Source organism: Variovorax sp. YR750, assembly GCF_900109805.1.
GTDB lineage: Bacteria > Pseudomonadota > Gammaproteobacteria > Burkholderiales > Burkholderiaceae_C > Variovorax > Variovorax gossypii.
The window spans coordinates 65,869-89,834 of sequence record NZ_FOBJ01000020.1 but is presented as its reverse complement, the minus strand read 5'-3'; the positions used below and the strand labels follow the sequence as shown (position 1 = coordinate 89,834).

The window sequence follows — 23,966 nt, the reverse complement described above, 5'->3', positions numbered from 1 at the left end:
AAAGCGTTTGCGCAAGTGAATGCTATGCGCGACGAATTGGAGGTTCGTGACGCAGGCTCAGCGCCGACGCTCCACATACGGCCGCGCCTGCAGCAGCACGATCCTGTCGCCCACCGTCGCCCATTCGATGTCCTGGTCGACGGCGTTGAACGTGCGCTTCACCGCCGCGCCCACGTTGGCCAGGCGCACCACCAGCTCGTCGGTCAGCACGTTGCGGCCGGCTTCCACCGGCACTTCCTTCACGCCGCCGTCCTTGTCGAGCTGCAGCGCCGTGTCTTCGGCCGAGCGGCTCAGCACCTGGATGGCCTTGGACCAGCTCGAATACATCACCTGCTCGGCCACGCGCCGACCCTCGACCACGCGGATGCCGATGCCGCGCTTGGCCGAGATGTAGGTGATGTGCGGGTGCCCCGCGTCGAAGGGGTCGCGGGTGATCATCACGCCGGCGTTGGTCGAGTCGATGGCGGTCTGCACGAAGACGCCCATGAGCACCGACTCGGCGCCGAAGCCCGCAGCCGTGCGGGCCTCCCAGGCCTCGGGGTTGAACACCGAGGCCCAGACCTTCTTCACGGCCACCTCGAGCGCGTCGCCGGTCTTGACGTTGGGCACGGTGGTGTAGAGCCCCGCGCCGCTGAAGCCGGGCAGGTCTTCCGAGTTGGACGAGCTGCGCACGAACACGCCGCCGCCGCCGAGCTGCGATTGCCATGCCGCGCGCCAGCCGGCCGCGGTGGCGGCATCGACCGGCCATTGCACGATTTCGTCGCGCAGCTGCGCCAGAGCCTTCTGGCGCACCTTGGGATCGCTCGCGAAGCCCGGCTGCTGCTGCATGCGCGCGATGCGGTCGGCCAGGCCGTTGGCGCGCATGAAGCGGTCGTAGTGCGCGAAGGGAACGCAGAAGCCGTCGGGCACCGAGGTGCCCGGAATGTGCGCGGCCTGCATGGCGCCGAGGTTCGCGGCCTTGACGCCGCACTGGGCGCTGTTGCGTGCGCGCAGCGAGGCCAGCGGCAGCAGCCGGCTTTCGCGCAGGTCGGGCTTGATGGCGCGCGAACTGCCCGGTACAGCCCCCGTGGCGGCGGTGCGCACCGCGCGCGGCGGCAGCGCGGCGATCTCCTCCGGCGTGAGCCGTCGCACCTGGTAGCCCGATGCCGCCACCTTCAGCGCCACCCACTGGCCGGCGTGCTCTTTCAGCACGGCGGCGGCGTCGCGCACATAGGCGTTGGGAATGCCCCAGCCCTTGGCCAGCAGGTTGACGTGCGAGAGCGCCGTCGATGGCCGCTCGGTCAGCACGGCCGCCACCGGCGGCAGGCCGATGGGCACCTGCCGCAGCACGGCGATGTCGTCGGGCAGCAGCGCGTTGATGCCTGATTCATCGTCCACGATGCGCACGCGGCCGGTGGCGGTGCCGAGGTTCATCGGCAAGAAGGGCTGCTCGCGGATCAGCGCCTCCTGGCTCACGAAGTCGATGCCGGTTTCCTTGGCCACGCGCTCGTGCAGCGTGGAGTTGGTCTTGAACTTCACCGGCGCGAAGAAGCTGGCCCTGACCTGCTGGTCGGCCTGCCGCAGCAGCGGCGCGGTGAGCTTGTCGCCTTCCCAGAATTCGTAGGTGAAGCTGCCGATGTTCTGCTGCCAGCTCAGTGTGCCGAACAGGAATCGGCGGTCGGGCACGAGGTAGTTGCGGTCGATCTCGCGCTTGATGGTGTTGGGCACGAGCCGGGTGTCGCGCAGGAAGCGCACGTGCAGCTGGTAGCGCGGCGTGTCGATGTAGTACATGCGCGGCGGCTTCGCCTGCCGGTCGACGGCGAACAGCACGTGGGCGAGCTGCATCGGCGTGCCGGCGTCGTAGACGCGGGCGAGCTGGTCGAAGTCGCCCTGGCTGCGCAGCGCGGGCAGCGACGACGGAACCGACGGGCGGGGCACGAGCTGCGCGGCCGGGCCCTCGGGCTGCTGCTGGTTCTGTTGCTGGTAATACGACGGCTTGCGCGCGAGCTGGGCGGAGGCCGGCAGGGCCGCCAGCATCGCGGCCGTGGCCATGCAGAAAACGATCGCGCTATTGTTTTTGGAGCGCAGCATGCCCGTGGGCCATGCGCTGTTCTGGTTTTTCATGTGGTGTCCCTCCTTACAGCCGGTTGCCGATTGCACGCGCGCTTCACCAAGCAGGGGTCGCGCGGTGACAGCGGCAGCGGATTCTCGCGCGTTACAACTCCAGAGCTTCCGCACCCTCCCGAGGATCAGAGAACAACGCCATGAACCAGACCGCGTCCCTCTTCACGCTTTCCGCCGCGCGCCGATGGCTGCTCGGCGCGGCACTCCTTTGCGTGGGCCTCGCGGCCAGCGCGCAGCAGGACCCGCCGGGCCGCATCGCGCGGCTCAACTACCAGCAGGGCACGGTGAGCTTCGCGCCCGCCGGCGCCGACAGCTGGTACGACGCGCAACCCAACCGCCCCCTCACCACCGGCGACCGGCTCTGGACCGACCGCAATGCACGCGCCGAGCTGCACGTCGGCTCGGCGGCGCTGCGACTCGACGGCCAGACCCACGTCGAATTCACCGAGCTCGACGACGACACGGCCCGCATCACCTCGAACCAGGGCAACCTGCAGCTGCGCGTGCGCGACGAACTCTCGGGCCAGCGCTTCGAGGTCGACACCGGCAACCTCGCGGTGGTGATCGACGAACCGGGCGAATACCGCATCGCCGCCGACCCTGCCGCCGGCACCACCTGGGTGGCGGTGGCTTCGGGCCGCGTCACGCTCTACGGCGAGAACGGCCAGTCGCAGTCGCTGGGCGCGCGCCAGCAGCTCACCGTGTCCGGCCGCGATCTTGCCGCCATCGGCGGAACGCCGGCCCAGGGCAGCGGCTTCGACGCCTGGGTGGCCGAGCGCAACCGCATCGAGGAGCAGTCGGTTTCCGCGCGCTACGTGTCGCGCGAAGTGGTCGGCTACCAACAGCTCGATGCATACGGCGACTGGCAGAGCGATCCGACCTACGGCGACGTCTGGTTCCCGCGCAATGTCGATGCCGACTGGGCGCCCTACCGCGACGGCCAGTGGGTCAACGTCGCACCCTGGGGCCTGACCTGGATCGACGCCGCGCCATGGGGCTTCGCGCCCTCCCACTACGGCCGCTGGGCGCGCGTGGGTCCGCGCTGGGGCTGGGTGCCCGGGCGCCCGAACGGGCGGCCCGTGTATTCGCCGGCACTGGTGGGCTTCGTGAACGGCGGCGGCAGCGCAGGTGGCAACGGCGTGGGCTGGTTCCCGCTGGCCCCGGGAGAACAGTGGCGCCCCGGCTACCGGGCAAGCCAGCGCTACCTGGACCAGGTCAACCGCATGGCCATCTACAACCGCCAGGCGCCGCGCAACGATTTCTATGCCAACCAGCAGATGCCCGGCGCCGTGACGGTGCTGCCCGCCGACCGCTTCGGCCGCGGCCCCTTCGGACGGCGCGACCTGATGCGGCTGCCGGACGACCGCTTCGCGCGCGGACCGGTGGCGCCCGCCCCCGGCATCGCCGTCAACGCCTTCGGCGGCTTCGGCCGGCCCGCCGCGGTGGTGCCGCCGGCCGCGGCGCTGATGGCGCGACAGCAGCAGATCCAGCTCCAGCAGGCGCAGCAGGCCCAACAGCAACAGCTGATGCAGCAACAGCAGCAGATGGAATGGCAGCGCCAGCAAGGCTCGAGGCAACAGCAGGATTGGCGCCAGCAGCAGGACTGGCGGGCGCAGCAGGAATGGCGTCAGCGCGGCGAGCAGGAGCGCTGGCAGCACCAGCAACAACAGCAGATGCAGCAACAACAACTGCAACTCCAGCAGCAACAGGCGCTGCGCCAGCAGCAGGAAATGCAGCAGCGCGCCGCCCAGGCACAGGCCCTGCAGCAGCAACAGCTGCTCCAACAACAGCAGGCGCAGCAGATGCAGCTCCAGCAGATGCGCGCGGCCCAGCAGCAGGCATTGGCACAGCAACAGCAGCTTCGCCAGCAACAGGAGATGCAGCAACGCGCCGCGCAGATGCAACAGCAGGCGCAGGCTCAACAGCAGGCCTTGCAGCAGGCCCAGCTGCGCGCGCTGCAGCAGCAGCGCGGCATCCAGCCGCCCGCGGCGCCGCAGCCCCAGCCGCAACCCGGCCAGCGCGGCGGTGACGATCCACGCCGGCTCTGGACCTCGCCGGACTCGCGCCAGTAGCGCTTCAGCCGCGCGGCGCGGCTTCAGAAGGCTGGCCGCACTGCGCGCAGAACTTCGCGCCGGCCTGCATCGCGGTGCCGCACTGCCTGCAGGCCGCCGGCTGCATCGAACCGCCGCATTGCTGGCAGAAGCGCGCGCCCGGCGCGTTGACCGTGCGGCATGCGGGGCACGCGTTGCCGCTGCCGCCACCGCCCGCCGGCGGTGCGCCGTTGCCGTAGCCGTATCCGCCGTGCGAGCCGTGGTGGCCTCCACCGCCGCCGTGCCGCGATCCGCCGTGGCCTCCGAAAAGTCTTTCAAGCATGCCCATGTGCATCTCCCTGGAAACAGGCTGCCCGCGGAAGCGTCGCCGACGGCGATGAACTCCCGCGGGGCCTGGACACAGTGGAATCCCTGAAGCAGCTCCAGGGTCAAGCAAGCCCCGACGGAAGCGCCGGCTTCGCCCCCGCCGCTACAGTCGGCGGCCAAGGAGCAAGCCTTTCATGCCCACATTCGACTTCGATCTCTTCGTCATCGGCGGCGGCAGCGGTGGCGTTCGCGCCGCGCGCATGGCGGCGCAGACCGGCGCCCGCGTCGCCCTCGCCGAGGCCGCCGAGCTCGGCGGCACCTGCGTCAACGTGGGCTGCATTCCCAAGAAGCTCTACAGCTACGCGGCCGGCTATGCCGAATCCTTCGAGGAAGCCGCGGGCTACGGCTGGAAGCTGCCCCAGGCGCCGCAGTTCGACTGGGCGCACCTGAAGGCGCAGCGCGCGAAGGAGATCACGCGGCTCAACGGCATCTACGCCTCGCTGCTGAAGAACGCGGGCGTCACGCTCGTCACCGGATGGGCCCAACTGGTCGACCCGCACACGGTGGAAATCGGCGGCAGGCGCCACACCGCGCGCCACCTGCTCGTGGCCACCGGCGGCACGCCCTTCGTGCCCGACATCCAGGGCCGCGAGCACATCGTGACCTCCGACGCGATGTTCGACCTCGACCCGTTCCCCAAGCGCCTGCTGGTGGTGGGCGGCGGCTACATCGCCTGCGAGTTCGCGTCGATCTTCAACGGGCTGGGCTCCAAGGTCACGCAGCTGCACCGCCGCGCGCACCTGCTCACCGGCTTCGACGACGACGTGCGGCAGTTCCTCGCGAACGAGATGGGCAAGGCCGGCGTCGACGTGCGGCTGAACTGCGAGGCCACTTCGGTCACGCGAGGCCCCGACGGCCTCACCGTCACGCTCGCGCGCGGCCAGCAGATCGAGGCCGACACCGTGCTCTTCGCCACCGGCCGCGTGCCCAACACGCAGGGGCTGGGCCTCGAGGCGGCGGGCGTGAAGCTCGACGAGCGTGGCGCGATCGCGGTCGATGCGCACTACCGCAGCTCGGTGCCGTCGATCTACGCTGTGGGCGACGTCTCCACGCGCGTGCAGCTCACGCCGGTGGCGCTGGCCGAGGCGATGGTGGTGGTCGACGAGCTCTTCGGCAAGGGAAAGCGCCGGCTCGACTACGAATTCATTCCCACCGCCGTGTTCACGCACCCGAACATCGGCACCTGCGGCTACACCGAGCTCGAAGCGCGCGCGAAGTTCGGCGAGGTCACGGTGTTCTCCAGCGAATTCAAGTCGCTGCGCCACACCCTCTCGGGCAGCAGCGAGCGCACCTTCATGAAGCTGGTGGTCGAGAAGGCCACCGACCGCGTGTTGGGCCTGCACATGGTGGGCGCCGACGCGGGCGAGATCGTGCAGGGCTTCGCGGTGGCGATGCGCGCGGGCGCGACGAAGGCGATCTTCGACGGCACGGTGGGGATCCACCCGACTGCCGCTGAAGAGTTCGTGACGATGCGCGAGCCGATGCCAGGCTAGACGCCGGCCTGCTGCTTGCCCTCGAGCAGCTTCACCAGCACGAACAGCACGCGATTGGCCGGCGTGGGCACTCCCAGCGCCTCGCCACGCCGCACGATGAGGCCGTTGAGGTGGTCGATCTCGGTGGGCTTGCCGCGCGCGAGGTCCTGCGCGGTCGAGGAGTATTGCGAGGGCATGGTCTGCGCGATGGCGCGCACCGCGGCGTCGGTGTCGCCTACCACTTCCACGCCCTCGGCCTTCGCGACCGCGAGGCATTCGGCCACCACGTCGCGGATCATGTCGGTCACGCCGGTGCCTTTCACGAGCACGCCGTAGGGCAGCTGCGTGACGGCGGAGAGCGCGTTGTAGGCGCAGTTGAGGATCAGCTTGGCCCACAGCGACCCGCGCACGTTGGCGGATATCTGCGTGGGCACGCCGGCGGCCTCGAGGTGCCGCGCAACTTCCTCGCTGCGGCCCGAGGGCGCGATCACCAGTTCGCCACGACCGTGATGCTTCACATGGCCGGGCCCGGCCATCTCGGTCGCCACGTAGACGACGGCCGCGGCGACTTCATTCGACGGTGGCAGCACGGAGCGCACGCGCTCGTCGTTGTCCACGCCGTTCTGCAGCGTGAGCACCAGCGCGCCGGGGGCGAGATGCGGCCTGATCTGTCCGGCGGCCGATTCGGTGTCGGTGGATTTCACGCAGAACAGCACTAGGTCGGCTCCCTGCACGGCCGAAGCCTCGGTGCTTGCGGCAACGCGCACGTGCTCGTCGAAGGCCTTGGTCTCCAGCCGGAGCCCCCTGGCATCGACGGCTTCCACATGCGAGGGGCGCCCGATCAGCACCACCTCGTGCCCGGCGCGCGCAAGCATCGCCCCGTAGTAGCAGCCGACCGCGCCGGCGCCCATCACTGCGACTTTCATCGATTCGTTTCCTTGCTTGTCCGTTTGGAGGAAGAGCCTGACCAGGATGGCGGCTTCATGCCTCGCTTCATGCCTCGCTTCATGCCTCGATCTCCACGCCTCGCGACTTCAGCCCCTCGTCCAGCAGCCATTCGCGGAACGCCGCGAAGGCCGGCAGGTCGAGGCGGTCGGGCCGGTAGCAGAGATAGTGTCCCTGGTTCACGCTGACCGGTGTGCCGCAGGGGCTCAGCAGCGCGCCTTCGGCGAGTTCTTCCTGCACCAGCAGCTTGGGCACAAGGCCGATGCCCAGGCCGTTGAGCGCCGCCTGGATCAGCGCCGAATACTGGGCGAAGCGAGGCCCGGCCACGATCTGCACCTCGGGCACGCCGTGCTGCACGGCCCACAGGCGCCACGCGGTGGGCGCGCCCTCGTGGTGCAGCAGCGTGTGGCCGACGATGTCGGCGGGCTGCGCGATGCGGTGCCGCCCTTCCACCAGCGAGCGCGCGACGATCAGCACGAACTCGCGCCCCGCGATGTATTCGGACACCACGCCGGGCCAGCCGTCGGGGCCGTAACGGATGGCGGCATCGACGCCGGCCGGGATGCCGTCGCTGGGCTCCAGGTGGCGGCTGAAGCTCAGCATCACGTGGCGGCTCTTCTGGCTGAAGGCGGGCAGGCGCGGAATCAGCCACTTGGTGAGGAAGGTGGGCACGCTGGCCAGCGTGAGCAGGCCGGCGCCGGCGTCGCCCGAGCGCGCCTCGAAGGTCGCGGTCTCGATGGCGCGCAGGCCGCCGGAGATCTTCTGCCAGTACACGCGCCCCTGCGGCGTGAGCTGCACGCCGCGGCCGTTCTTCTGCAGCAGCTCGCGGCCCAGGAAGGCCTCGAGCCCCGCGATCTGCTTGCTGACCGCGCTCACGGTGATGCACAGCGCCCCGGCCGCGAGCGTGATGCTCTGGTGGCGCGCCACGGCGTCGAAGGCCAGCAGCTCCTGGATGGTCGGGCAGTCGCGCTTCATGCATGGCTCCGCTTCATGAAAGCCGCATGAAAAACGCTTTCCGATTGCTCAAGTGTCGTCATCCAACTTTCACCCATAAGTACGCACGCGATTCCTAGAATTCGAGGCAACGCGGCGGCATGTCCGGCGCGAACAGTAGCGCATCCGGAAAGTATGCCGGGCGCCAATGACATACGGAGGCAAGCTTGGTTCGCGTCATCTCGCTCATCTACGGCCTGTACCTGCTGCTGCCCATCGCGCTGCTGCTGGTCGGCAGCGTGGGCGGCAACTGGACCAACACGCTGCTGCCCACGGGCGTCACCGGGCAGTGGTACCTCGACCTCTGGCTCGACACCTCCTTCCGCAAGGCCTTCGTGAGCAGCCTCGTGGTGGCGCTGGCGGCCTGCGCCATCAACACCGTGCTGGCGCTGCCGCTGGCCTACGCGCTCTATCACGGCGCGCGCCGCGGCGGCAGCCTGGCGGCGCGCATCGTGAGCGCCACGCCGGTGGCGGTGCCCGCGATCACGCTGGCCTTCGGCTACATGATCGTGTTCAACACCGACCTCGCGCCCTGGCTGGGCTCGATGCCGCTGCTGATCGCGGCGCACGCGATCCTCACGCTGCCCTATCTCACCAACACGCTGCTCACCGACCTGCGCCACCTCGACCTGGGCCGGCTCGAGCAGGCCGCCGCCACGCTCGGCGCCTCGGGCTGGCAGCAGTTCACCGGCATCGTGCTGCCCAGCCTGCGCCAGAGCCTGATCAGCGGGCTGGTGATGGTGGCGGCCATCTCGGTGGGCGAGTTCGGCGTGTCGAACCTGCTCACGAGCTTCCAGAACCGCACCTACCCGGTGGTGCTTCTGCAGGCCTTCTACGGCGCGACGGGCTTCGCCTGCGCGGCCACGGTGATCCTGCTGGTGCTGGCGAGCGCGTCGGCGCTTCTTTCCTCTTCCCTCGTGAAGCAACGCGCATAAGCGGCACAACCGATACGCCATGAGCCTCCTCCTCGACAAGGTCAGCTACAACTACCCCGGCAGCACGCACGGCCTGCACGAGGTGTCGCTCGACGTGCGCACCGGCGAACTGGTCGCGGTGATCGGGCCCAGCGGCTCGGGCAAGTCGACGCTGCTGAAGCTGGTGTCGGGCCTGGAGACGGGCCACACCGGCCGCATCGCGCTCGACGGCGAAGACATGTCGCGCACGCCGGTGCACCAGCGCCACATCGGCATGGTGTTCCAGAGCTACGCGCTCTTTCCGCACCTGAGCGTGCTCGACAACGTGGCCTACGGCCTCAAGCTGCGCAAGGTGGCGACCGCCGAGCGGCGCCAGCGCGCGCAGGAACTGCTCGACATCGTGGGGCTGGGCGAGTTCTCGCAGCGCGCCGTGGCGCAGCTCTCGGGCGGCCAGCAGCAGCGCGTGGCGCTGGCCCGCGCGCTGGCCATCGACCCGCGCGCCCTGCTGCTCGACGAGCCGCTCTCGGCCCTCGATGCCAGCGTGCGCGGCCACCTGCGTGACCAGATCCGCGCCATCCAGCAGCGCTTCAACGCCACCACGCTGCTGGTCACGCACGACCAGGAAGAAGCGCTGGCCATGGCCGACCGCGTCGCCATGCTCAAGGACGGCCGGCTGCTGCAGATCGCCACGCCGCGCGACATCTACGAGAACCCCGCGAGCCGCGCGGTGGCTGAGTTCGTCGGGCTTTCGACGATCCTGCCCGCGAAGGTAGCCGCGCCCGGCCGGCTGGACCTGGGCTTTGCCGAACTCTTCGCCGACACCGGCCGGCGCGCCTTCGGCACCGCGGTGCAGGTGCTGGTGCGCCCCGAACACGTTCGCGCCGACCCGACACCCGACGCCGTGAACCGCCTCGAGGGCCGCACCGGCGCACAGCGCTACCTGGGCGCGCTCACGCGCTACGACTTCGAGGTGCAGGGCGCCGGCAAGCCCTTCCTCGCCGAATCGGCGAAGCCGGCCACCGAAGCGATCGCCATCGCGCCCGAGCACCTGCGCCTGCTCGACGACTGAAGCGACGACTGAATCGACCACTGAAACCTTCCTCCAAGGAGCCACCATGCAACGCAGACATCTGATCCAGGCCGCCGGCGCACTGCCGCTGGCCACCCTCACGGCACGCACCGCATTCGCCTTCGACGGCCCCGAGCTCTACGCGGGCGAGAAGGCGCTGTACGCCGAGGCGCAGAAGGAAGGCCTGTGCGTCTCCTTCGACACCGGCCCCGAGTGGGCCAACTGGAAGTCGCTGTTCCGCGATTTCAAGAAGCGCTACCCCGAGATCGAGCTGACCTACAACGACATCGGCTCCGCCGCCACCGTGGTCGCGCTGGAAAAAACCAAGCGCCGCCCGCAGGCCGACACCGCCTACTACTTCGCCGCATCGGCCGTCGACGCCGCCAAGAAGGACGTGGTCGCCCCCTTCAAGCCCGTCAACTTCGACAAGCTGCCGGCCGTGTTCCGCGAGGCCGAGGGCCGCTGGTTCACCATCCACACGCTCAACATCGCCTTCCTGGTCAACAAGAAGCTGGTGAAGAACGTGCCCACCGGCTGGGCCGACCTGCTCAAGCCCGAGTTCAAGAACACGGTGGTGTACCTCGATCCGCGCTCCACCGGCATCGGCCAGGTTCTGACCTTCGCGGCGGCGTATGCCAACGGCGGCAGCGTCGACAACGTGCAGCCCGGCACCGACTACCTCGGCAAGCTGCATGCGGCCGGCAACGTGCTGCGCGTGGAAGGCACCACGCCCTATGCCAAGTTCCTCAAGGGCGAGATCCCCGTGTGGATCAGCTACGAGAACGACGGCCTGAAGGCCAAGCACGTCGACGGCATGGGCGACGCGGTGGAAGTCGTGATTCCGAAGGAAGCCAGCGTGGCCGCGCCCTACGCCATCAGCCTCGTGAAGAACGGCCCGAACCCGAACGCCGGCAAGCTTTGGCTCAACTTCATCATGAGCGAGGCCGGCCAGTCGCTGTTCGCCCAAGGCTTCGTGCGTCCTGCAGTGCCGGGTACGCCTCTCGCCGCCGACGTGGCCGCCAAGATGCCGGCCGCGCCGCAGATCAAGCCGCTCGACGTGGTGAAGGCCTCGGAGCGCAAGGCCGAGGTCGACAAGCTCTGGGCGCAGGCGGCGCTGGGCAAGTAACAAGAAAGCCCGAAGGAACGTGATGCGACGCTTTGGCGCCTGGCCCGCATGGGCCTTCATGGCGCTGTTCTTCGCGGTGCCGCTGGCGGCGCTGCTGCCCGAGGCCTTCGGCGAGGGCGGCAGCGCCTTCGGCCGGCTGTTCGGCAACCCGCTGTTCTTCGGGGCGCTGCGCAACACGCTGGCGCTCGGGCTGGCGGCGGGCGTGATGTCGGCGCTGGTGGGCACCTGCATCGCGATCGAGCTCGCGCGCCAGCCCGAGAGCCGGCGCCAATGGCTGATGACCCTGCTGGGCCTGCCGCTGGCTTTCTCGGGCCTGGTGATCGCCTACGGCTTCATCCTGGCCTTCGGCCGCGCGGGCTTCGTGACGCAGCTGCTCGCGGGCCTGGGCGCCGACCCGGCCGTCATCGGCAGCTGGATCTACAGCGTGTCGGGCCTGGGTTTTGCGTATGCCTACTACCTGATTCCGCGCGTGGCGCTGTCGCTCTACCCGGTGTTCGCGAACCTCGACCTGCGCCCGGCGCAGGCAGCGCGCACGCTGGGTGCCTCGCGCTCGCGCGCCTTCTGGGACACGGTGGTGCCCGAGGTGCTGCCCTCCGTGCTGTCGAATGCCTGCATGGTGGCTGCCATTGCGATGGGCACCTACGGCACGGCGCTGGCGCTGGTGGGTACGCAGCTCAACATCCTGCCGCTGATGCTGTTGGCGCAGGTGGGCGACGGCGGTTCCGATTTCGCGGTGGCGGCGGCCCTGTCGCTGGTGCTGATGGTTGTGTGTGTGATCGTGATGGGAGTGGGCGATGTCTTTACGCGAAGGCGCGAGCGCGGTGGCGCTGCCGGCGCAGGTCACTGAGGCGCTGGAGCGCCTCGCGCAGAAGCAGCGGGGGCCGCAGCGCCACCGGCAGCCGGTGGCCATCATCGGCCCCGGCGACGGCGGCCCGGCCGAATGCGAGGCCGCGCACGCGGTGGCGCATGCGCTGGCCGGCGCGGGCATGTCGGTGGTCTGCGGCGGGCGCGGCGGCGTGATGGCCGCGGCCTCGCGCGGGGCCGTGGAGGCTGGCGGCATCGCCGTGGGCATCCTGCCCGAGGACGACGACCGCAACGCCAACGAATGGCTCAGCGTGGCCATTCCGACCGGCATGGGCGAGATGCGCAACGGCATCGTCGCGCGCAGCGGCGTGTGCCTGGTCGCCATCGGCGGCAACATGGGCACGCTGTCGGAAATGGCGCTGGGGCTCAAGTGGGGCAAGCCGGTGTTCGTGATGCACGGCGACGTGGCGCTGCCCGGCGCGGTGCAGGCCACGGACGTGAACGACATGCTGGCGAAGGTGCTGGCCTGCCTCCTGGCCTAGCCGAGCCTGGCAACAGAGCGGCCGCCACGGCCGCATTGCACAATGCCGGCATGCCCTACATGCCAACTTTCGTCGCTCCCGCCCGCTTCACCGATGCCGCCGCCGCACTCGAACAGGTCAAGGCCATCTACCAGGCCGGCCTCACGCACCTGCGCGAATCGATGCTGCGCTTCGTCGCCGGCGAGGAACTGCCGGGGCGGGTGCGGGCCTGCTACCCCTTCGTGCGGGTGCACACCCACACCGTCTCGCGCCACACGCCGCCGGCCAACGCCGGCCTGAGCTACGGCTTCGTGGCCGGCCCCGGCCGCTACGAGACCACGCTGACGCGCCCCGACCTGTTCGCGCGCTACTACCTCGACCAGTTCCGCCTGCTGCTCGAGAACCACCAGGTCGAGCTCGAGGTGGGCACCAGCACGCAGCCGATCCCGATCCACTTCTCCTTCGCCGAGAACGACCACATCGAAGGCACCATGAGCACCGAACGCCGCGCGCTGATGCGCGACGTGTTCGACCTGCCCGACCTGGGCGTGATGGACGACGGCATCGCCAACGGCACCTTCGAGGCGCGCGACGGCGAGGCGCAGCCGCTGTCGCTCTTCACGGCCGCGCGCGTCGACTACTCGCTGCACCGCCTGCGCCACTACTCGGGCACGGCGCCCGACTGGTTCCAGAACTTCGTGCTCTTCACCAACTACCAGTTCTACATCGACGAGTTCGTGCGCCTCGGCCACGAGGCCATGGCCGACGAGAACAGCGAGTACGTCGCCTTCATCGAGCCCGGCAACGTGGTCACGCGCCGGCGCGGGCTGCCAGCGGGCTCGAGCGCCACCTACGGCCACCTGCTCGACGGCAGCCAGGGCACCGCGCCGCCGCGGCTGCCGCAGATGCCGGCCTACCACCTGGTGCGCGAGGACTGCAGCGGCACCACCATGGTCAACATCGGCGTCGGCCCGGCCAACGCCAAGACCATCACCGACCACATCGCGGTGCTGCGCCCGCATGCGTGGATGATGCTGGGCCACTGCGCCGGCCTGCGCAACACCCAGCAGCTCGGCGACTACGTGCTGGCCCACGCCTACGTGCGCGAGGACCACGTGCTCGACGAAGAGCTGCCGCTGTGGGTGCCGATTCCGGCGCTGTCGGAGATCCAGCTCGCGCTGGAAAAAGCCGTGGCCGACGTCACCCGCTACGAGGGCCCCGACCTGAAGAAGATCATGCGCACCGGCACCGTGGCCAGCACCGACAACCGCAACTGGGAGCTGCTGCCGGGCAACCAGCCGCAGCGCCGCTTCAGCCAGAGCCGCGCGGTGGCGCTGGACATGGAAAGCGCGACCATCGCGGCCAACGGCTTCCGCTTCCGCGTGCCCTACGGCACCCTGCTGTGCGTGAGCGACAAGCCGCTGCACGGAGAGATCAAGCTGCCCGGCATGGCCAACCACTTCTACCGCGAGCGCGTGGAGCAGCACCTGCGCATCGGCATGCGGGCCATCGACATCCTGCGCGAGGAAGGCTCGTCGCGACTGCACAGCCGCAAGCTGCGCAGCTTCGCCGAAGTGGCGTTCCAGTAGTAATGGCATTCCCCTAAGAAGAAGGGCTCCAGCAGGGGCCGGCGAGGGCACGGGCCTCAGGGTTTGTCCTGCCCGCGGCCGCGCGGGAATGGCGTGTTTCGCGGACATCATCCGGTCTATCCCACGACAACCGGAAAGAAGATGACCCAGTCGCGCTCCGTTTCCTCCATCTCCCGTCGCAGTTTTTCTGCATGGATCGCGGCCTCGGCCGCAGCAGTCGGCGGGGGGCAGGCCGCCCTGTGGCCGCGCGCGGCCCACGCGGCCGATGCGCCGCTGAGCAACAGGCTGCGCATCGTGATTCCCGCCAACGAGGGCGGAGGCTGGGACCAGACGGGCCGCGCGCTCGGCGCCGCGATGCTGGCATCGGGCGCGGTCGGCAACGTGGTGTACGAGAACGTCGGCGGCAAGGGCGGCACGGTCGGCCTCGCGCGGTACGTCGAGAAATACGACGCCGACCCCGACACGCTGCTGATGAGCGGCATGGTCATGGTCGGCGCGGTGGCGCTGCAGAAGCCCACGGTCACCATGGCCAACATGGCGCCCATCGCCCGCCTCACCAGCGACTACGAGGTGATCGCGGTGAAGGCCGACTCTCCCCTCAAGACGCCGAAGGACCTGATCGCGCAGCTGCGTTCCGACGCGGCCAACACCGTCATCGCGGGCGGCTCGGCCGGCGGCGTGGATCACATGTACGCCGGCATGCTGGCGCGCGTGGCCGAGGCCTCGCAGTCGCTGGTCTACCAGGCGCATCCCGGCGGCGCGGAAGTGGTCGAGGCGCTGGAAAGCGGCAAGGCCGCCGCGGGCATCTCCGGCTACAGCGAATTCGCGGAGAGCCTGGCCAACGGCAAGCTGCGGGCCATCGGCGTCTCGTCGAAACGGCCGTTCCAGGGCATCGCCTCGGTGCGCGAACAGGGCGTGGAGGCCGACCTCGCCAACTGGCGCGGCGTTCTCACCGGCCGCAAGGTGCCGCCCTACCGCAAGGCGGCGCTGCTGACGGTGGTGCGGCGCGCCACCGCCACCGACCTCTGGCAGAAATCCGTCAAGCAGAACAACTGGGATCCGTTCTGGCTCGAGGGCAAGGAGTTCGAGAACTTCCTCGAGACCGACACGGCGATGGCCGGCCCGCTGATCTACCTGCTGAAGCTGAAGGCCTGAGCGCCGAAGGCCCGGCAGGACCGGGCCGCCTGGTCATTTATTCGGGTTTTCCCCGATGAATTGACACTAATGTCTGACATGGTTTTCGTCCATCATCTCGTTACTTTTACGGGGAGATTGAAACAAAATGACGCATTCCATGCCAACCGACCTCTCTCGTCGCGGTTTTGCCACCCTGGTTGCATCGGCCGCGGCGGTGGGCGCCGTGCCCGCCTCGCTCTGGCCCGCGGTGTCCCGGGCGGCCGAGCCGCAGCTGATTCCGAAGCTGCGCATCTTCATTCCCGCCAATGAAGGCGGCGGCTGGGACCAGACAGGCCGCGCCCTCGGCGCCGCCATGGTCGCCTCCGGCGCGGTGGGCGACGTGGTGTACGAGAACCTCGGCGGCAAGGGCGGCACCATCGGCCTGGCGAAGTACGTCGAGAAGTACGACGCCGATGCCGACACGCTGCTGATGAGCGGCATGGTCATGGTCGGCGCGGTCGCGCTGCAGAAGCCCGCCGTCACCCTCGCGCAGGTCGCTCCGGTGGCGCGCCTCACCAGCGACTACGAAGTGGTGGCCGTGAAGGCCGACTCCCCCATCAAGACCCCGAAGGACCTGATCGCGCAGCTTCGCGCCGATGCCGCGAAGACCGTCATCGCGGGCGGCTCGGCCGGTGGCGTGGACCACATGTACGCCGGCATGCTGGCGCGCGTGGCCGGCAATGCCGGCGCGCTGGTCTACCAGCCGCATCCGGGCGGCGCGCAGGTGGTCGAGGCGCTCGAATCGGGCAAGGCCGCCGCCGGCATCTCGGGCTACAGCGAATTCAGCGACCACCTGGCCAGCGGCAAGCTGCGCGCCATCGGCGTGTCGGCCAAGCGCCCGTTCCTGGGCATTCCGTCAGTGCGCGAACAGGGCGTGGACGCCGACCTCGCCAACTGGCGCGGCGTGCTCACCGGCAAGAAGGTCACGGCCGAGCGCCGCGCCGTGCTGCTCGAGGCGGTGCGCCGCGCCACCATGGCCGAGGTCTGGCAGAAGACCATCAAGCGCAACAACTGGGACCCGTACTGGATGGCGGGCAAGGACTTCGAGAGCTTCCTCGATCTCGATACGGCGATGGCCGGCCCCTTGATCTACCTGCTCAAGCTCAAAGCCTGAACGCTCTGCGCTTCAGGCGAAAAGCTCCGGCATCTCCCGCTGCGCCTTCGGCGTCAGCGTGAGCGCGCGCCCGTCGAGTTCCTGCCGCACCCATCCGCGCTTCAGCGACAGCTGCAGCCACGCCGCGCCCAGCGCGCCGCCCAGGTGCGGGCGGCGCTCGCTCCAATCGAGGCAGGCGCAGGCGAAGCGGCGACGCGAGCGGCGCACGGCGTCGATCTCCACGCCCAGGCTCTCCAGCGCGATCGCGCCTTCGGGCGTGAGCTCGTACGAGCCGCTCTGCAGGCCGCTGAGCCAGCCTTGGGCGTGCAGCCGGTCGTGCAGCGCGACGCCGGCCGTGCCCGCCATGTGGTCGTAGCAGGTGCGGGCGCTGCGCAGGCGGCTGGGCGTGTTGGGCTTGAACTCGGGCGCGGGCGGCGTACGGGGCGTGCCGGCCACCACCATCAGGCTCTCGAGCGCGGAGGCGACGTCGTCGTTGGCGAGGCGGAAGTAGCGGTGCTTGCCCTGCACCAGCATGTCGACCAGCCGCTCCTCCTTGAGGCGCGCGAGATGCGCGCTGGCGGTGGACGCAGCCACCTCCGCGACGGTGGCGAGCTCGGTGGCGGTACGCGCATGGCCGTCCATCAGGCAGCTCAGCATGCGGGCGCGCGCCGGTTCAGCGATGGCGCCGGCGAGGCGGGCCAGTTGAAAGTCGGCGGAGGAGGAAAGGGTGTCGTCCATGCGCCCATCCTAAGACGGCGACGCACACCACACTTCGTTCGCGAGCGAAGTGTGGCGGCCGGCTCGATCGCACACTGGTGCCCATGAACCCAAGCCCCACGCTCTTCGACATGCCCGCAGATCCGGTCGCGGCCGCCACCCACGCCGATCCGTATCCGTACTACGCAACCCTTCGCGACGGACCGCCGCTCGCGTGGAACGAGAAGCTGCGCCTGTGGGTCGCGAGCCGTGCCGACGTGATCGAGCAGGTGCTGCAGGCCCACGGCGCGCTGCGCGTGAGGCCGGCCGCCGAGCCGGTGCCGCGCGCCATTGCAGGCAGCCCGGCCGGCGAGGTGTTCGGCCATCTGGTGCGCATGAACGACGGCGCGGCGCACCAGGCGCACCGGCCCGCGCTGCAGCGCGCGCTCGCCGGGCTCGACCTGGACGCGGTGCATGCGGCCGCCCTGCAGGTGGCGCAGCGCGTGCCACGCGAGCAGGCACTGTCCGACACGCTGTTCTCGATGCCCGTGCAGTCCGTCGCGCACCTGCTCGGCTTTACCGACGATGCGCTGCCGCAGGTGGACAGGTGGATGCGCGACTTCGTGGCCTGCCTGTCGCCGCTGTCCACGTCCGATCAGCTGCAGCGCGCCAGCACCGCCGCCTCGGAGCTGATGACCCGCTTCGAGATCATGGCAGCCGGCACTCCGCCCAGGCATGGCACGCTGCTGGCAGCAGTACTGGCCGAGAGCGCGGGCGACGCGCCGCTTTCGCGCTCGCTGCTCGCGAACCTCGCCGGCCTGCTTTCGCAGACCTGCGACGCCACGGCGGGGCTGGTCGGCAACAGCCTGATCGCACTGATGCGCGAGCCTTCGCTGCTGCCCTCGACCCGCACGCGCGACGGCCTGCAGGCCATCGTCGAGGAAACCGCGCGGCACGATCCGTCGGTGCACAACACGCGGCGCTTCGCGGCCGAGGCAGTCACCATCGCCGGCATCGACTTGGCCGTGGGCGACGCGGTGCTGGTGCTGCTGGCATCGGCCAACCGCGACCCGGCCTTCAACCCGGAGCCCGACCGCTTCATGCCGGTGCGAGCCCGGCGCCGCATGCTCGGCTTCGGCCACGGCATGCATGCCTGTCCCGGACAGGCGCTGGCATGCACGCTGGCGGCGGCCAGCCTGCGCGCGCTGCTGCTGTCACGCCACGCGCCGGACCTCGATGCGCAGCGGCTGCGCGGCTGGAGCTACCGGCCGTCGGTCAACGGGCGCATCCCGGTGTTCCATTGACCGGTGCCCGCGAGGTGCGGCGACAGCTGCGCGTCGCCCCAGCGCAGCGGCAGCGCCGCCGGACGGCGCAGGGCGTGCTCGACATGGAAGCGCACCAGCCGCTCCGCGCCTTCGAACGCGGCCACCTCGGGGCCGTCCCACACGATCTCGGCGGTGACCGCGACGTGCAGCAGGTCGCCGCTGTCGAAGTCGACGAACAGCAGCCCCGCGCGCGGATGAGCTGCCAAGTTGCCCAGCGTGTTGAAGAAGCGGTTGCCGTTGAAGTCGGGCAGCGTGAGCACGTCGTCGCCGTCGATGCGCACGAAGCCCGGACGGCCGCCGCGATGCGACACGTCGACGCCGTGCGAGCTCGCGTCGGCCGCGTCGCCGGTCGCTGCCTCGTCGGGATAGGCGGTGGCGATGAACAGCGTGTCGGCGCTGCCGATGAGGCGGTGCGCCGCGAGGTCGAGCCTGTCGAGCCACTGCGCCTGCGGCGTCACGTCGGCGCGCGGCGGCACGAACACCGGCTCGCGCGCCTGGATGTAGCGCGGGCAATTGCCGAAGCTCTGCTGCACCGCGACCATGAAGCCCGCATCGTCGAGCGACTCCACCGTGCCGTTCATGCGATTGCGCCGCCGCGTGTGCGGCTGGATGCCGAGCAGGCCCAGCGTGGCACCCTGCTTCAGCTGGCCGACGAGCGGATCGCCCGCCGCCGGCAATGCATCGATGCGCAGGTGCGTGGGATCGGGTGAGTGCACGAACCCGACGGGCGCGGCGAGCACGCTGGCCCAGGGCTGCAGGTTCCCGTCGATGCTGCCTGCCACGATGAACGGCAGCAGCTCGAAGAAATCGCGATGCTGGTCGGGCATGTAGTCGCGGATCACGCGCGGCCCGGCGACCTCCATCTGCTCGCGCGAGCCCGCCAGGGCCTGCAGCGCGCGCTCGCCCGCGTGGAAGGGCGCGGCGATCATGCGCCTGCTCCCACCGCGGGGCCTACCGGCGTGCGCACCATCGGCACGAAGCCCGGCAGGGCCTCCACGCGCCCGAGCCATTCGCGCACTTTCGGATAGCCGTCGAGCGACACGCTGCCCTCGGGCGCGCGCGCCACGTACGCATAGTTGGCGATGTCGGCCAGCGTGGCCGACGGGCCGGCGAGAAAGGGCTGCTGCTCAAGGTGCATTTCCATCACCGACAGCAGCGCGTGCGAACGCTTGACGATCTCCGTCGGATCGGACGAATGGCCGAACAGCGCGATGATTCGCGCGGCCGCCGGGCCGTAGGCCAGCGGACCGGCGGCCACCGAGAACCAGCGCTGCACGCGCGCCGCGCCGACGGCATCGCGCGGCATCCAGCGCGAGGGGTCGGGCGCATAGCGTTCGTTGAGGTAGACCAGGATGGCGTTGGAGTCGGCCAGCGTGACCTCGCCGTCCTCGATCACCGGCACCTGGCCGAAGGGATTGCGCGCCAGGAACTCCGGCGTGCGGTTCTCGCGCTTGCGCATGTCGATCTCGACTGCCTCGAAGGGCAGCCCGAGCATCGTGAGGAACAGGCGCACGCGATGCACGTGGCCCGAGATGGCGGAGCCGTAGAGCTTGATGGGCTGGGCGGGGCGGGTGGCGGTCATGGGAAATTCCTTTTCTCGGGGGTCCGAGGCATGAATGCGATTCTTCTCTCTTGCACCAGATGAATGAATAGCCATTCCTGTATTTGACTGCTGCGTTTTCCGGTTTAATCACCCCATGGATCGCTTCAAGGCCATGCAGACCTTCGTGCAGATTGCCGACCAGGGCAGCCTGACCCGCGCCGCCGAGGCGCTCGGCACCTCGCTGCCGGCGGTGGTGCGCGCCCTCGCCGCACTGGAGGCCCACCTTGGCGTGCGCCTCTTCCACCGCACCACGCGCCGCCTCTCGCTCACCGAGGAAGGCCGCAGCTACCTGCCGAGCGCGCGCGAGGTGCTGCTCGCGGCCGACGCCGCCGACCTCGCGCTGAAAGCCGAGGCGCGCGAGCCGGCGGGCCAGCTCACCATCACCGCGCCGGTGCTCTTCGGCCACATGTACGTGGCGCCGGCCATCGTGCGCTTCATGAAGCGCTACGAGAAGGTGCGCTGCAGCGTGCGGCTGTACGACCGCACGGTGAACCTGCTCGACGAGGGCATCGACGTGGGCATCCGCATCAGCCCGCTGGAAGACTCCTCGCTCGTCGCGCAGACCATGGGCACCATCCGCCGGGTGCTGGTCGCGAGCCCCGATTTCCTGGAACGGCACGGCACGCCGACGCATCCGCGCGAGCTGAACGGCGCGCCCTGCGTGCGCGGACGGGTGGACGCGCCCGCGCAATGGCAGTTCTACGAGGCCGGGAAGGCGATCAGCGTGATGCCCGACAACCGGCTGGAGTTCAACCACCTCGCGCCCGCCATCGAGTCGTGCGCGGCAGGCATGGGCTTCGGCACTTTCTTCTCGTACCAGGTCATGCCGCACGTGGCGCAGGGAAGGCTGAAGCTGGTTCTCGAAGACTTCGAGCCGCCGCCCCGGCCGGTGAGCGTGATCTATCCGAACGCACGGCTGCTGCCGGCGCGCACGCGGGCGTTCATCGAATGGATGAAGGCGGAGTTCTGCGGGCTCAGGCTTTGAGGAAGACGTCTCGTCGCGGCGATGCCTTGGGCAACAGCGCCGTAACCAGGCCGTGCAAGGCCTCGTGCAGCTGCGCGAGAAATTCCTCGAGCTGCCCGGGCAGGGCATCGACTCGCGACACGCAGACGCTGGCCGGCTCGCCGATGTGGACCGCGACCTGCCATTGCCCCATCTTGTTGGCCATGCGTCCGTGGCGCCAGTACTCCCAGGCCTGTGCCGTCGTCTTCACGGCACGCTGGCCGGGAAACTCGGGGTGCCGCGGCATGTCGCCGTTCAACAGGTAGCGCAGCCGCCCCATGTCGGCCTTGTCCTGAGCACACTCGGCGCGCAGTGCGCGGCCCACCGCGTCGGCATCGACAGGGTTGTGCGGCACCAGCCACATCAGGTCGAGCAGGTCCTTGAAGCGCGGCCGCACCAGGCACTGGTGCAGCTTCCACGCGATCTGCAGGTCGAGCGCGCAGGTACTCGGCAGATGGAACGCCTCGCCGAGGCAGGGCCGGTAGTGCAGCGGCACGGGCGGAGGGTCGAGCTTCAGGTTGAAGCTCACGTCCAGCCTGAAGCGGTGCAGCGGGGTCTGCGAATCGCCGTCGAGCACGCAGCCGTCGATGTCGGTGCTGACGGTGGGAAAGTCGTCGTCCATCGCGTAGTCGATCATTCGCCAGAACGCGTTCTCGGTGAACGGACGGAAATGCAGGCCGTCGTCGAGGCACACCGTGGTCACGGACTGCGCCCATGTATTCAGCTGCCGGGCGCTGCGCTCGCGGTCGAAGGGCTCGGTGCACACCCAGTCGATGTCGCGCGACAGGCGTTCGTTGTCCTGCTCCGGCCCGCTCAGGTACTGGCGCGTGATGAGGCTGCCCTTGAGCATGAAGGGGCCGCCGACCCATGCGGCACGGCGCATGAAACCTTCGAGCAGGACGAGTTCCCTCACCTGCTCGACCGACGCCCCGGTGCGCCGGGCTTCGTTCTCGATGCCCGCCAGCGTTGCCAGCAGGGTCATGCAGAGGCTTCCAGCCACCCTGCGTCGAGCGACTCCCGGCTGTCGAGCAGGCAGATCTCCGTTTCCTGCTTCAGCAGCGGCCAGCCCTGGCGCTCCAGCTGGTCGGCCAATGCCGCGACGCGGGCCTTGAAGCCGTCCAGCGCTTCGCGGCTGCGCAGCGTGACGAAGCGCGCGTCCGTCTCGCCCTTCAGGCTGTTGCGCGACAGGCGCGCCCCGTGCGTCTCGCACAGGTGCTGCAACGCAAAGGCGTCGTGCACCCGCAGCTTGCCGTGCCATTCGAAGTACTCGTCGGGCCGGCTCAGGCATTCGTGGCCCTGGATGGGAGCCTCCACCTTCACGCGCAGCACGGCCATGCCCGCGCGAGCCAGCCATTGCGCGAGCGCCACCGCTTCGGCCTTCGCCTCGGCCAGGTCGCCGCGCAGCCAGGTGGTGGCCATGGGCTGTTGCTTCTGCTCGCCGTGGGCGAGGTCGATCAGCAGCGGCTTGAGCCCCACCTGCTCGCACACCTCGACGAAGGAAGGAATCCGTGCCGCCTCCATCGCGCCGCAGGTCAGGTGGAGTTCGAGCCGGCCTTTGCGTAGCCGCGGAATCGTCTTCATGGCGCGGCCACCCTCGAGGGCAGGGGCTTGCCGTCGCACAGCGCGGCCGCGTCGCTGACCATGCCGCGCACCGCCTCTTCCATGCCGAGGTTCAGCACCGACATGAATTCGCCGTTGCCGTTGGCCCAGTTAGTGCGCGTGCCCATGCCGTGGTACTGGCGCACGACGGCTTCGGTGCCGGGCATGCGGTAGGTGGCCTGCAGCACGACGTGCGAGACCAGGTTCAGGCCGGCCGACCACGAATGCGCCAGGCGCAGAGCCACGTCGGCCGTCACCTGCCGCGCATTGCCCGATGCGGGCAGCGCGGCGGTCACGACCCGCAAGCCGTAGCGGCTCGCCGACTGCAGCGCGCTGCGCGTCCAGGCGCCGGCGTCGCTGCCGCCCTGGATGGATTGCACCGCGAGGGGCGTGGCGTGCAGCGTGGGCATCATGACGGTCAGGTTGCCGACGCTGGCCTTGTGGAGGCGCACGTCGTCGATCTTCGGCAGGTACAGCGTACAACCGCTCGCCACGCGCAGCTGCGCGACCGGCGTGCTGTTGGGCCGCTCCGCCGGCTCCGGCGCCGGCTCGTACACCATGGGAAGCGGCTCGGTCTCCGTCAGCGCATGCGACAGGCCGGGCGCGCCGAGAAGCGCGGAAAAGGCACCGAGGGCGGCCGCGGCCCGCGATACGTGGCGTGGCGTCATGGGGCTGCGCTCCTGACCGAGTAAAGGGCACCGTCCTGGTCACGGAACAGCACGCGTCCCGGCCGCTCGTCGAAGCTCGGGCCGGCCAGCGTCACCCAGGAGCCGTTGACGTTGAAGCGTGCGGTCTTCACCGCACCGGAACGGACGCCCGCGACATCGAGCGCCACCGCATGCAAGGTCTGGGCCATCGAATCGCGCATCACGCCGCGCAGCACCTGCCCGTCGTCGGCCGTGAGGCGGCGGATGACGGTGCCACGCGCGACGCCGCCCACCGGCGTCTGGAAGATGACGGCGGCGCGGTAGGAGGGCTCGCTTTTGCCGCCCTGCCAGAGAAGAGCCGATGTGCGCGTGGTGAATGCGCCCAGCCCGGGTTCCAGCGCGTATTGCAGCAACAGCACCATGTACGCGGGGCCGTTCTTCGTGGCGGCGATGCGGGCCTCGTGCTCGGCCTTGACCGGCATGGCGGGAAGCAGCTCCGAGGAGCGGATCTTCAACGGAAACGAACTCGGCTCCGTCAGCTGCGCCTCGAGCGCCCGGCCCGCTTCGGTGCGGTAGTCGTAGTCGAGCAGCGGGCCGACGATGGCCTGCACCTCGGCGCTCATTTCCTTCTGGCGCGACTGCTGCACCGACGAATCGATGAGCGCGCCGATCAGCCCGCCGCCGGTGGCCGCGCTCACGCCCGGGGGCTGGGCGGAGAACATGAAGCTCTCCTGCGCGACGACGACACGCAGGTCGACCTCCTGGACCTTGTTGCGGTCCGCGGCAGCCAGGGGCCTGTGAAAAGGCGCGCAGGCACCGAGCAGCAGCAAGGCCGTCAGCGCGAGCCAGAAACGCAGCATCTTTGGGCCTC

At 69.7% G+C, this 23,966-nt stretch carries 23 protein-coding genes; 12 read left to right on the top strand and 11 right to left on the bottom strand.

Annotated elements, in window-relative coordinates; translation table 11 throughout:
• Window positions 1-57: 57 nt before the first annotated feature.
• Window positions 58-2,103 (bottom strand): PEP/pyruvate-binding domain-containing protein, encoded by a 2,046-nt coding sequence (locus BMY35_RS32815; RefSeq protein WP_093208412.1) that lies wholly within the window; start codon window positions 2,101-2,103, stop codon window positions 58-60.
• A 140-nt stretch (window positions 2,104-2,243) separates the two neighbouring features.
• On the opposite strand from BMY35_RS32815, the gene BMY35_RS32810 reads away from it, so the two are divergent.
• A complete protein-coding gene (locus BMY35_RS32810; protein WP_093208409.1) occupies window positions 2,244-4,175 on the top strand; it encodes a DUF6600 domain-containing protein in 1,932 nt (643 codons plus the stop codon).
• A 4-nt stretch (window positions 4,176-4,179) separates the two neighbouring features.
• Here BMY35_RS32810 and BMY35_RS32805 read toward each other — a convergent pair whose 3' ends face one another.
• Window positions 4,180-4,476, bottom strand: coding sequence for a double zinc ribbon domain-containing protein (locus tag BMY35_RS32805; protein ID WP_371287223.1), 297 nt, complete (start codon window positions 4,474-4,476; stop codon window positions 4,180-4,182).
• Window positions 4,477-4,654: 178 nt separating this feature from the next.
• Here BMY35_RS32805 and gorA point away from each other — a divergent pair, with 178 nt between their 5' ends.
• A complete protein-coding gene (gorA, locus tag BMY35_RS32800; RefSeq protein WP_093208405.1) occupies window positions 4,655-6,013 on the top strand; it encodes a glutathione-disulfide reductase in 1,359 nt (452 codons plus the stop codon).
• On the opposite strand, the gene BMY35_RS32795 is transcribed toward gorA, so the two are convergent.
• Together BMY35_RS32795 and BMY35_RS32790 are read right to left on the bottom strand one after the other, a co-directional pair.
• The gene (locus BMY35_RS32795; protein ID WP_093208403.1) at window positions 6,010-6,918 is read right to left on the bottom strand and encodes a ketopantoate reductase family protein; all 909 of its coding nucleotides are present in this window, start codon (window positions 6,916-6,918) and stop codon (window positions 6,010-6,012) included. The genes gorA and BMY35_RS32795 overlap by 4 nt on opposite strands.
• A gap of 79 nt (window positions 6,919-6,997) precedes the next feature.
• Window positions 6,998-7,912 carry a LysR substrate-binding domain-containing protein gene (locus BMY35_RS32790; RefSeq protein ID WP_093208400.1) on the bottom strand — a complete coding sequence of 305 codons (915 nt, stop codon included), beginning with the start codon at window positions 7,910-7,912 and terminating at the stop codon, window positions 6,998-7,000.
• Between the two features lie 185 nt (window positions 7,913-8,097).
• Here BMY35_RS32790 and BMY35_RS32785 point away from each other — a divergent pair, with 185 nt between their 5' ends.
• From BMY35_RS32785 to BMY35_RS32750, 8 genes are all read left to right on the top strand, one after another.
• Window positions 8,098-8,865: an ABC transporter permease gene (locus tag BMY35_RS32785; RefSeq protein ID WP_093208398.1), complete on the top strand. Its 768-nt coding sequence runs from the start codon at window positions 8,098-8,100 to the stop codon at window positions 8,863-8,865.
• Window positions 8,866-8,884: 19 nt separating this feature from the next.
• Entirely contained in the window at window positions 8,885-9,913 is a 1,029-nt protein-coding gene (locus BMY35_RS32780; RefSeq protein WP_093208395.1) for an ABC transporter ATP-binding protein, read from the top strand.
• A 46-nt stretch (window positions 9,914-9,959) separates the two neighbouring features.
• On the top strand, window positions 9,960-11,039 hold the full coding sequence (locus tag BMY35_RS32775) for an extracellular solute-binding protein (protein WP_093208392.1): 1,080 nt from the start codon (window positions 9,960-9,962) through the stop codon (window positions 11,037-11,039).
• Window positions 11,040-11,061: 22 nt separating this feature from the next.
• Entirely contained in the window at window positions 11,062-11,886 is an 825-nt protein-coding gene (locus BMY35_RS32770) for an ABC transporter permease (protein WP_093208389.1), read from the top strand.
• Window positions 11,834-12,385: a TIGR00725 family protein gene (locus tag BMY35_RS32765; RefSeq protein ID WP_093208386.1), complete on the top strand. Its 552-nt coding sequence runs from the start codon at window positions 11,834-11,836 to the stop codon at window positions 12,383-12,385. The genes BMY35_RS32770 and BMY35_RS32765 overlap by 53 nt, the downstream gene beginning before the upstream one ends.
• 50 nt (window positions 12,386-12,435) lie before the next feature.
• Complete coding sequence (locus tag BMY35_RS32760) at window positions 12,436-13,953, top strand: AMP nucleosidase (protein WP_093208535.1); 1,518 nt, start codon at window positions 12,436-12,438, stop codon at window positions 13,951-13,953.
• Window positions 13,954-14,094: 141 nt separating this feature from the next.
• On the top strand, window positions 14,095-15,108 hold the full coding sequence (locus BMY35_RS32755; protein ID WP_176947644.1) for a Bug family tripartite tricarboxylate transporter substrate binding protein: 1,014 nt from the start codon (window positions 14,095-14,097) through the stop codon (window positions 15,106-15,108).
• A gap of 139 nt (window positions 15,109-15,247) precedes the next feature.
• The gene (locus BMY35_RS32750; RefSeq protein WP_371287221.1) at window positions 15,248-16,243 is read left to right on the top strand and encodes a Bug family tripartite tricarboxylate transporter substrate binding protein; all 996 of its coding nucleotides are present in this window, start codon (window positions 15,248-15,250) and stop codon (window positions 16,241-16,243) included.
• A gap of 12 nt (window positions 16,244-16,255) precedes the next feature.
• On the opposite strand, the gene BMY35_RS32745 is transcribed toward BMY35_RS32750, so the two are convergent.
• Window positions 16,256-16,960, bottom strand: a complete 705-nt coding sequence (locus BMY35_RS32745; protein WP_093208383.1) for an ArsR/SmtB family transcription factor — start codon at window positions 16,958-16,960, stop codon at window positions 16,256-16,258.
• Window positions 16,961-17,070: 110 nt separating this feature from the next.
• Between BMY35_RS32745 and BMY35_RS32740 the strand changes: the two genes are divergently transcribed.
• Complete coding sequence (locus BMY35_RS32740; protein ID WP_093208525.1) at window positions 17,071-18,222, top strand: cytochrome P450; 1,152 nt, start codon at window positions 17,071-17,073, stop codon at window positions 18,220-18,222.
• Here BMY35_RS32740 and BMY35_RS32735 read toward each other — a convergent pair.
• Window positions 18,180-19,172, bottom strand: a complete 993-nt coding sequence (locus BMY35_RS32735; RefSeq protein ID WP_093208381.1) for a pyridoxamine 5'-phosphate oxidase family protein — start codon at window positions 19,170-19,172, stop codon at window positions 18,180-18,182. The two genes, BMY35_RS32740 and BMY35_RS32735, sit on opposite strands and share 43 nt — an antisense overlap.
• A complete protein-coding gene (locus BMY35_RS32730; RefSeq protein WP_093208378.1) occupies window positions 19,169-19,825 on the bottom strand; it encodes a glutathione S-transferase family protein in 657 nt (218 codons plus the stop codon). Before BMY35_RS32730 ends, BMY35_RS32735 begins: the two co-directional genes overlap by 4 nt.
• Before the next feature lie 115 nt (window positions 19,826-19,940).
• Between BMY35_RS32730 and BMY35_RS32725 the strand changes: the two genes are divergently transcribed.
• Window positions 19,941-20,831: a LysR family transcriptional regulator gene (locus tag BMY35_RS32725; protein WP_093208375.1), complete on the top strand. Its 891-nt coding sequence runs from the start codon at window positions 19,941-19,943 to the stop codon at window positions 20,829-20,831.
• Here BMY35_RS32725 and BMY35_RS32720 read toward each other — a convergent pair.
• Genes BMY35_RS32720 through BMY35_RS32705 form a run of 4 tightly spaced genes read right to left on the bottom strand, consistent with a single transcriptional unit; the run spans window position 20,821 to window position 23,955 of the window.
• Entirely contained in the window at window positions 20,821-21,831 is a 1,011-nt protein-coding gene (locus tag BMY35_RS32720) for a nucleotidyl transferase AbiEii/AbiGii toxin family protein (protein WP_093208372.1), read from the bottom strand. The two genes, BMY35_RS32725 and BMY35_RS32720, sit on opposite strands and share 11 nt — an antisense overlap.
• Window positions 21,828-22,430, bottom strand: a complete 603-nt coding sequence (locus BMY35_RS32715; RefSeq protein WP_256230288.1) for a hypothetical protein — start codon at window positions 22,428-22,430, stop codon at window positions 21,828-21,830. The genes BMY35_RS32720 and BMY35_RS32715 overlap by 4 nt, the downstream gene beginning before the upstream one ends.
• Entirely contained in the window at window positions 22,427-23,116 is a 690-nt protein-coding gene (locus BMY35_RS32710) for a hypothetical protein (RefSeq protein WP_093208370.1), read from the bottom strand. Before BMY35_RS32710 ends, BMY35_RS32715 begins: the two co-directional genes overlap by 4 nt.
• A complete protein-coding gene (locus tag BMY35_RS32705) occupies window positions 23,113-23,955 on the bottom strand; it encodes a hypothetical protein (RefSeq protein WP_093208368.1) in 843 nt (280 codons plus the stop codon). The genes BMY35_RS32710 and BMY35_RS32705 overlap by 4 nt, the downstream gene beginning before the upstream one ends.
• Window positions 23,956-23,966: the final 11 nt, after the last annotated feature.

Excerpts from the sequence above, each read along its gene's own strand:
- BMY35_RS32815 (WP_093208412.1), bottom strand. The coding sequence starts at position 2,103 with ATGAAAAACCAGAACAGCGCATGGCCCACGGGCATGCTGCGCTCCAAA.
- BMY35_RS32810 (WP_093208409.1), top strand. The coding sequence starts at position 2,244 with ATGAACCAGACCGCGTCCCTCTTCACGCTTTCCGCCGCGCGCCGATGG.
- BMY35_RS32805 (WP_371287223.1), bottom strand. The coding sequence starts at position 4,476 with ATGCTTGAAAGACTTTTCGGAGGCCACGGCGGATCGCGGCACGGCGGC.
- gorA (WP_093208405.1), top strand. The coding sequence starts at position 4,655 with ATGCCCACATTCGACTTCGATCTCTTCGTCATCGGCGGCGGCAGCGGT.
- BMY35_RS32795 (WP_093208403.1), bottom strand. The coding sequence starts at position 6,918 with ATGAAAGTCGCAGTGATGGGCGCCGGCGCGGTCGGCTGCTACTACGGG.
- BMY35_RS32790 (WP_093208400.1), bottom strand. The coding sequence starts at position 7,912 with ATGAAGCGCGACTGCCCGACCATCCAGGAGCTGCTGGCCTTCGACGCC.
- BMY35_RS32780 (WP_093208395.1), top strand. The coding sequence starts at position 8,885 with ATGAGCCTCCTCCTCGACAAGGTCAGCTACAACTACCCCGGCAGCACG.
- BMY35_RS32775 (WP_093208392.1), top strand. The coding sequence starts at position 9,960 with ATGCAACGCAGACATCTGATCCAGGCCGCCGGCGCACTGCCGCTGGCC.
- BMY35_RS32770 (WP_093208389.1), top strand. The coding sequence starts at position 11,062 with ATGCGACGCTTTGGCGCCTGGCCCGCATGGGCCTTCATGGCGCTGTTC.
- BMY35_RS32765 (WP_093208386.1), top strand. The coding sequence starts at position 11,834 with ATGTCTTTACGCGAAGGCGCGAGCGCGGTGGCGCTGCCGGCGCAGGTC.
- BMY35_RS32760 (WP_093208535.1), top strand. The coding sequence starts at position 12,436 with ATGCCCTACATGCCAACTTTCGTCGCTCCCGCCCGCTTCACCGATGCC.
- BMY35_RS32755 (WP_176947644.1), top strand. The coding sequence starts at position 14,095 with ATGACCCAGTCGCGCTCCGTTTCCTCCATCTCCCGTCGCAGTTTTTCT.
- BMY35_RS32750 (WP_371287221.1), top strand. The coding sequence starts at position 15,248 with ATGCCAACCGACCTCTCTCGTCGCGGTTTTGCCACCCTGGTTGCATCG.
- BMY35_RS32745 (WP_093208383.1), bottom strand. The coding sequence starts at position 16,960 with ATGGACGACACCCTTTCCTCCTCCGCCGACTTTCAACTGGCCCGCCTC.
- BMY35_RS32740 (WP_093208525.1), top strand. The coding sequence starts at position 17,071 with ATGCCCGCAGATCCGGTCGCGGCCGCCACCCACGCCGATCCGTATCCG.
- BMY35_RS32735 (WP_093208381.1), bottom strand. The coding sequence starts at position 19,172 with ATGATCGCCGCGCCCTTCCACGCGGGCGAGCGCGCGCTGCAGGCCCTG.
- BMY35_RS32730 (WP_093208378.1), bottom strand. The coding sequence starts at position 19,825 with ATGACCGCCACCCGCCCCGCCCAGCCCATCAAGCTCTACGGCTCCGCC.
- BMY35_RS32725 (WP_093208375.1), top strand. The coding sequence starts at position 19,941 with ATGGATCGCTTCAAGGCCATGCAGACCTTCGTGCAGATTGCCGACCAG.
- BMY35_RS32720 (WP_093208372.1), bottom strand. The coding sequence starts at position 21,831 with ATGACCCTGCTGGCAACGCTGGCGGGCATCGAGAACGAAGCCCGGCGC.
- BMY35_RS32715 (WP_256230288.1), bottom strand. The coding sequence starts at position 22,430 with ATGAAGACGATTCCGCGGCTACGCAAAGGCCGGCTCGAACTCCACCTG.
- BMY35_RS32710 (WP_093208370.1), bottom strand. The coding sequence starts at position 23,116 with ATGACGCCACGCCACGTATCGCGGGCCGCGGCCGCCCTCGGTGCCTTT.
- BMY35_RS32705 (WP_093208368.1), bottom strand. The coding sequence starts at position 23,955 with ATGCTGCGTTTCTGGCTCGCGCTGACGGCCTTGCTGCTGCTCGGTGCC.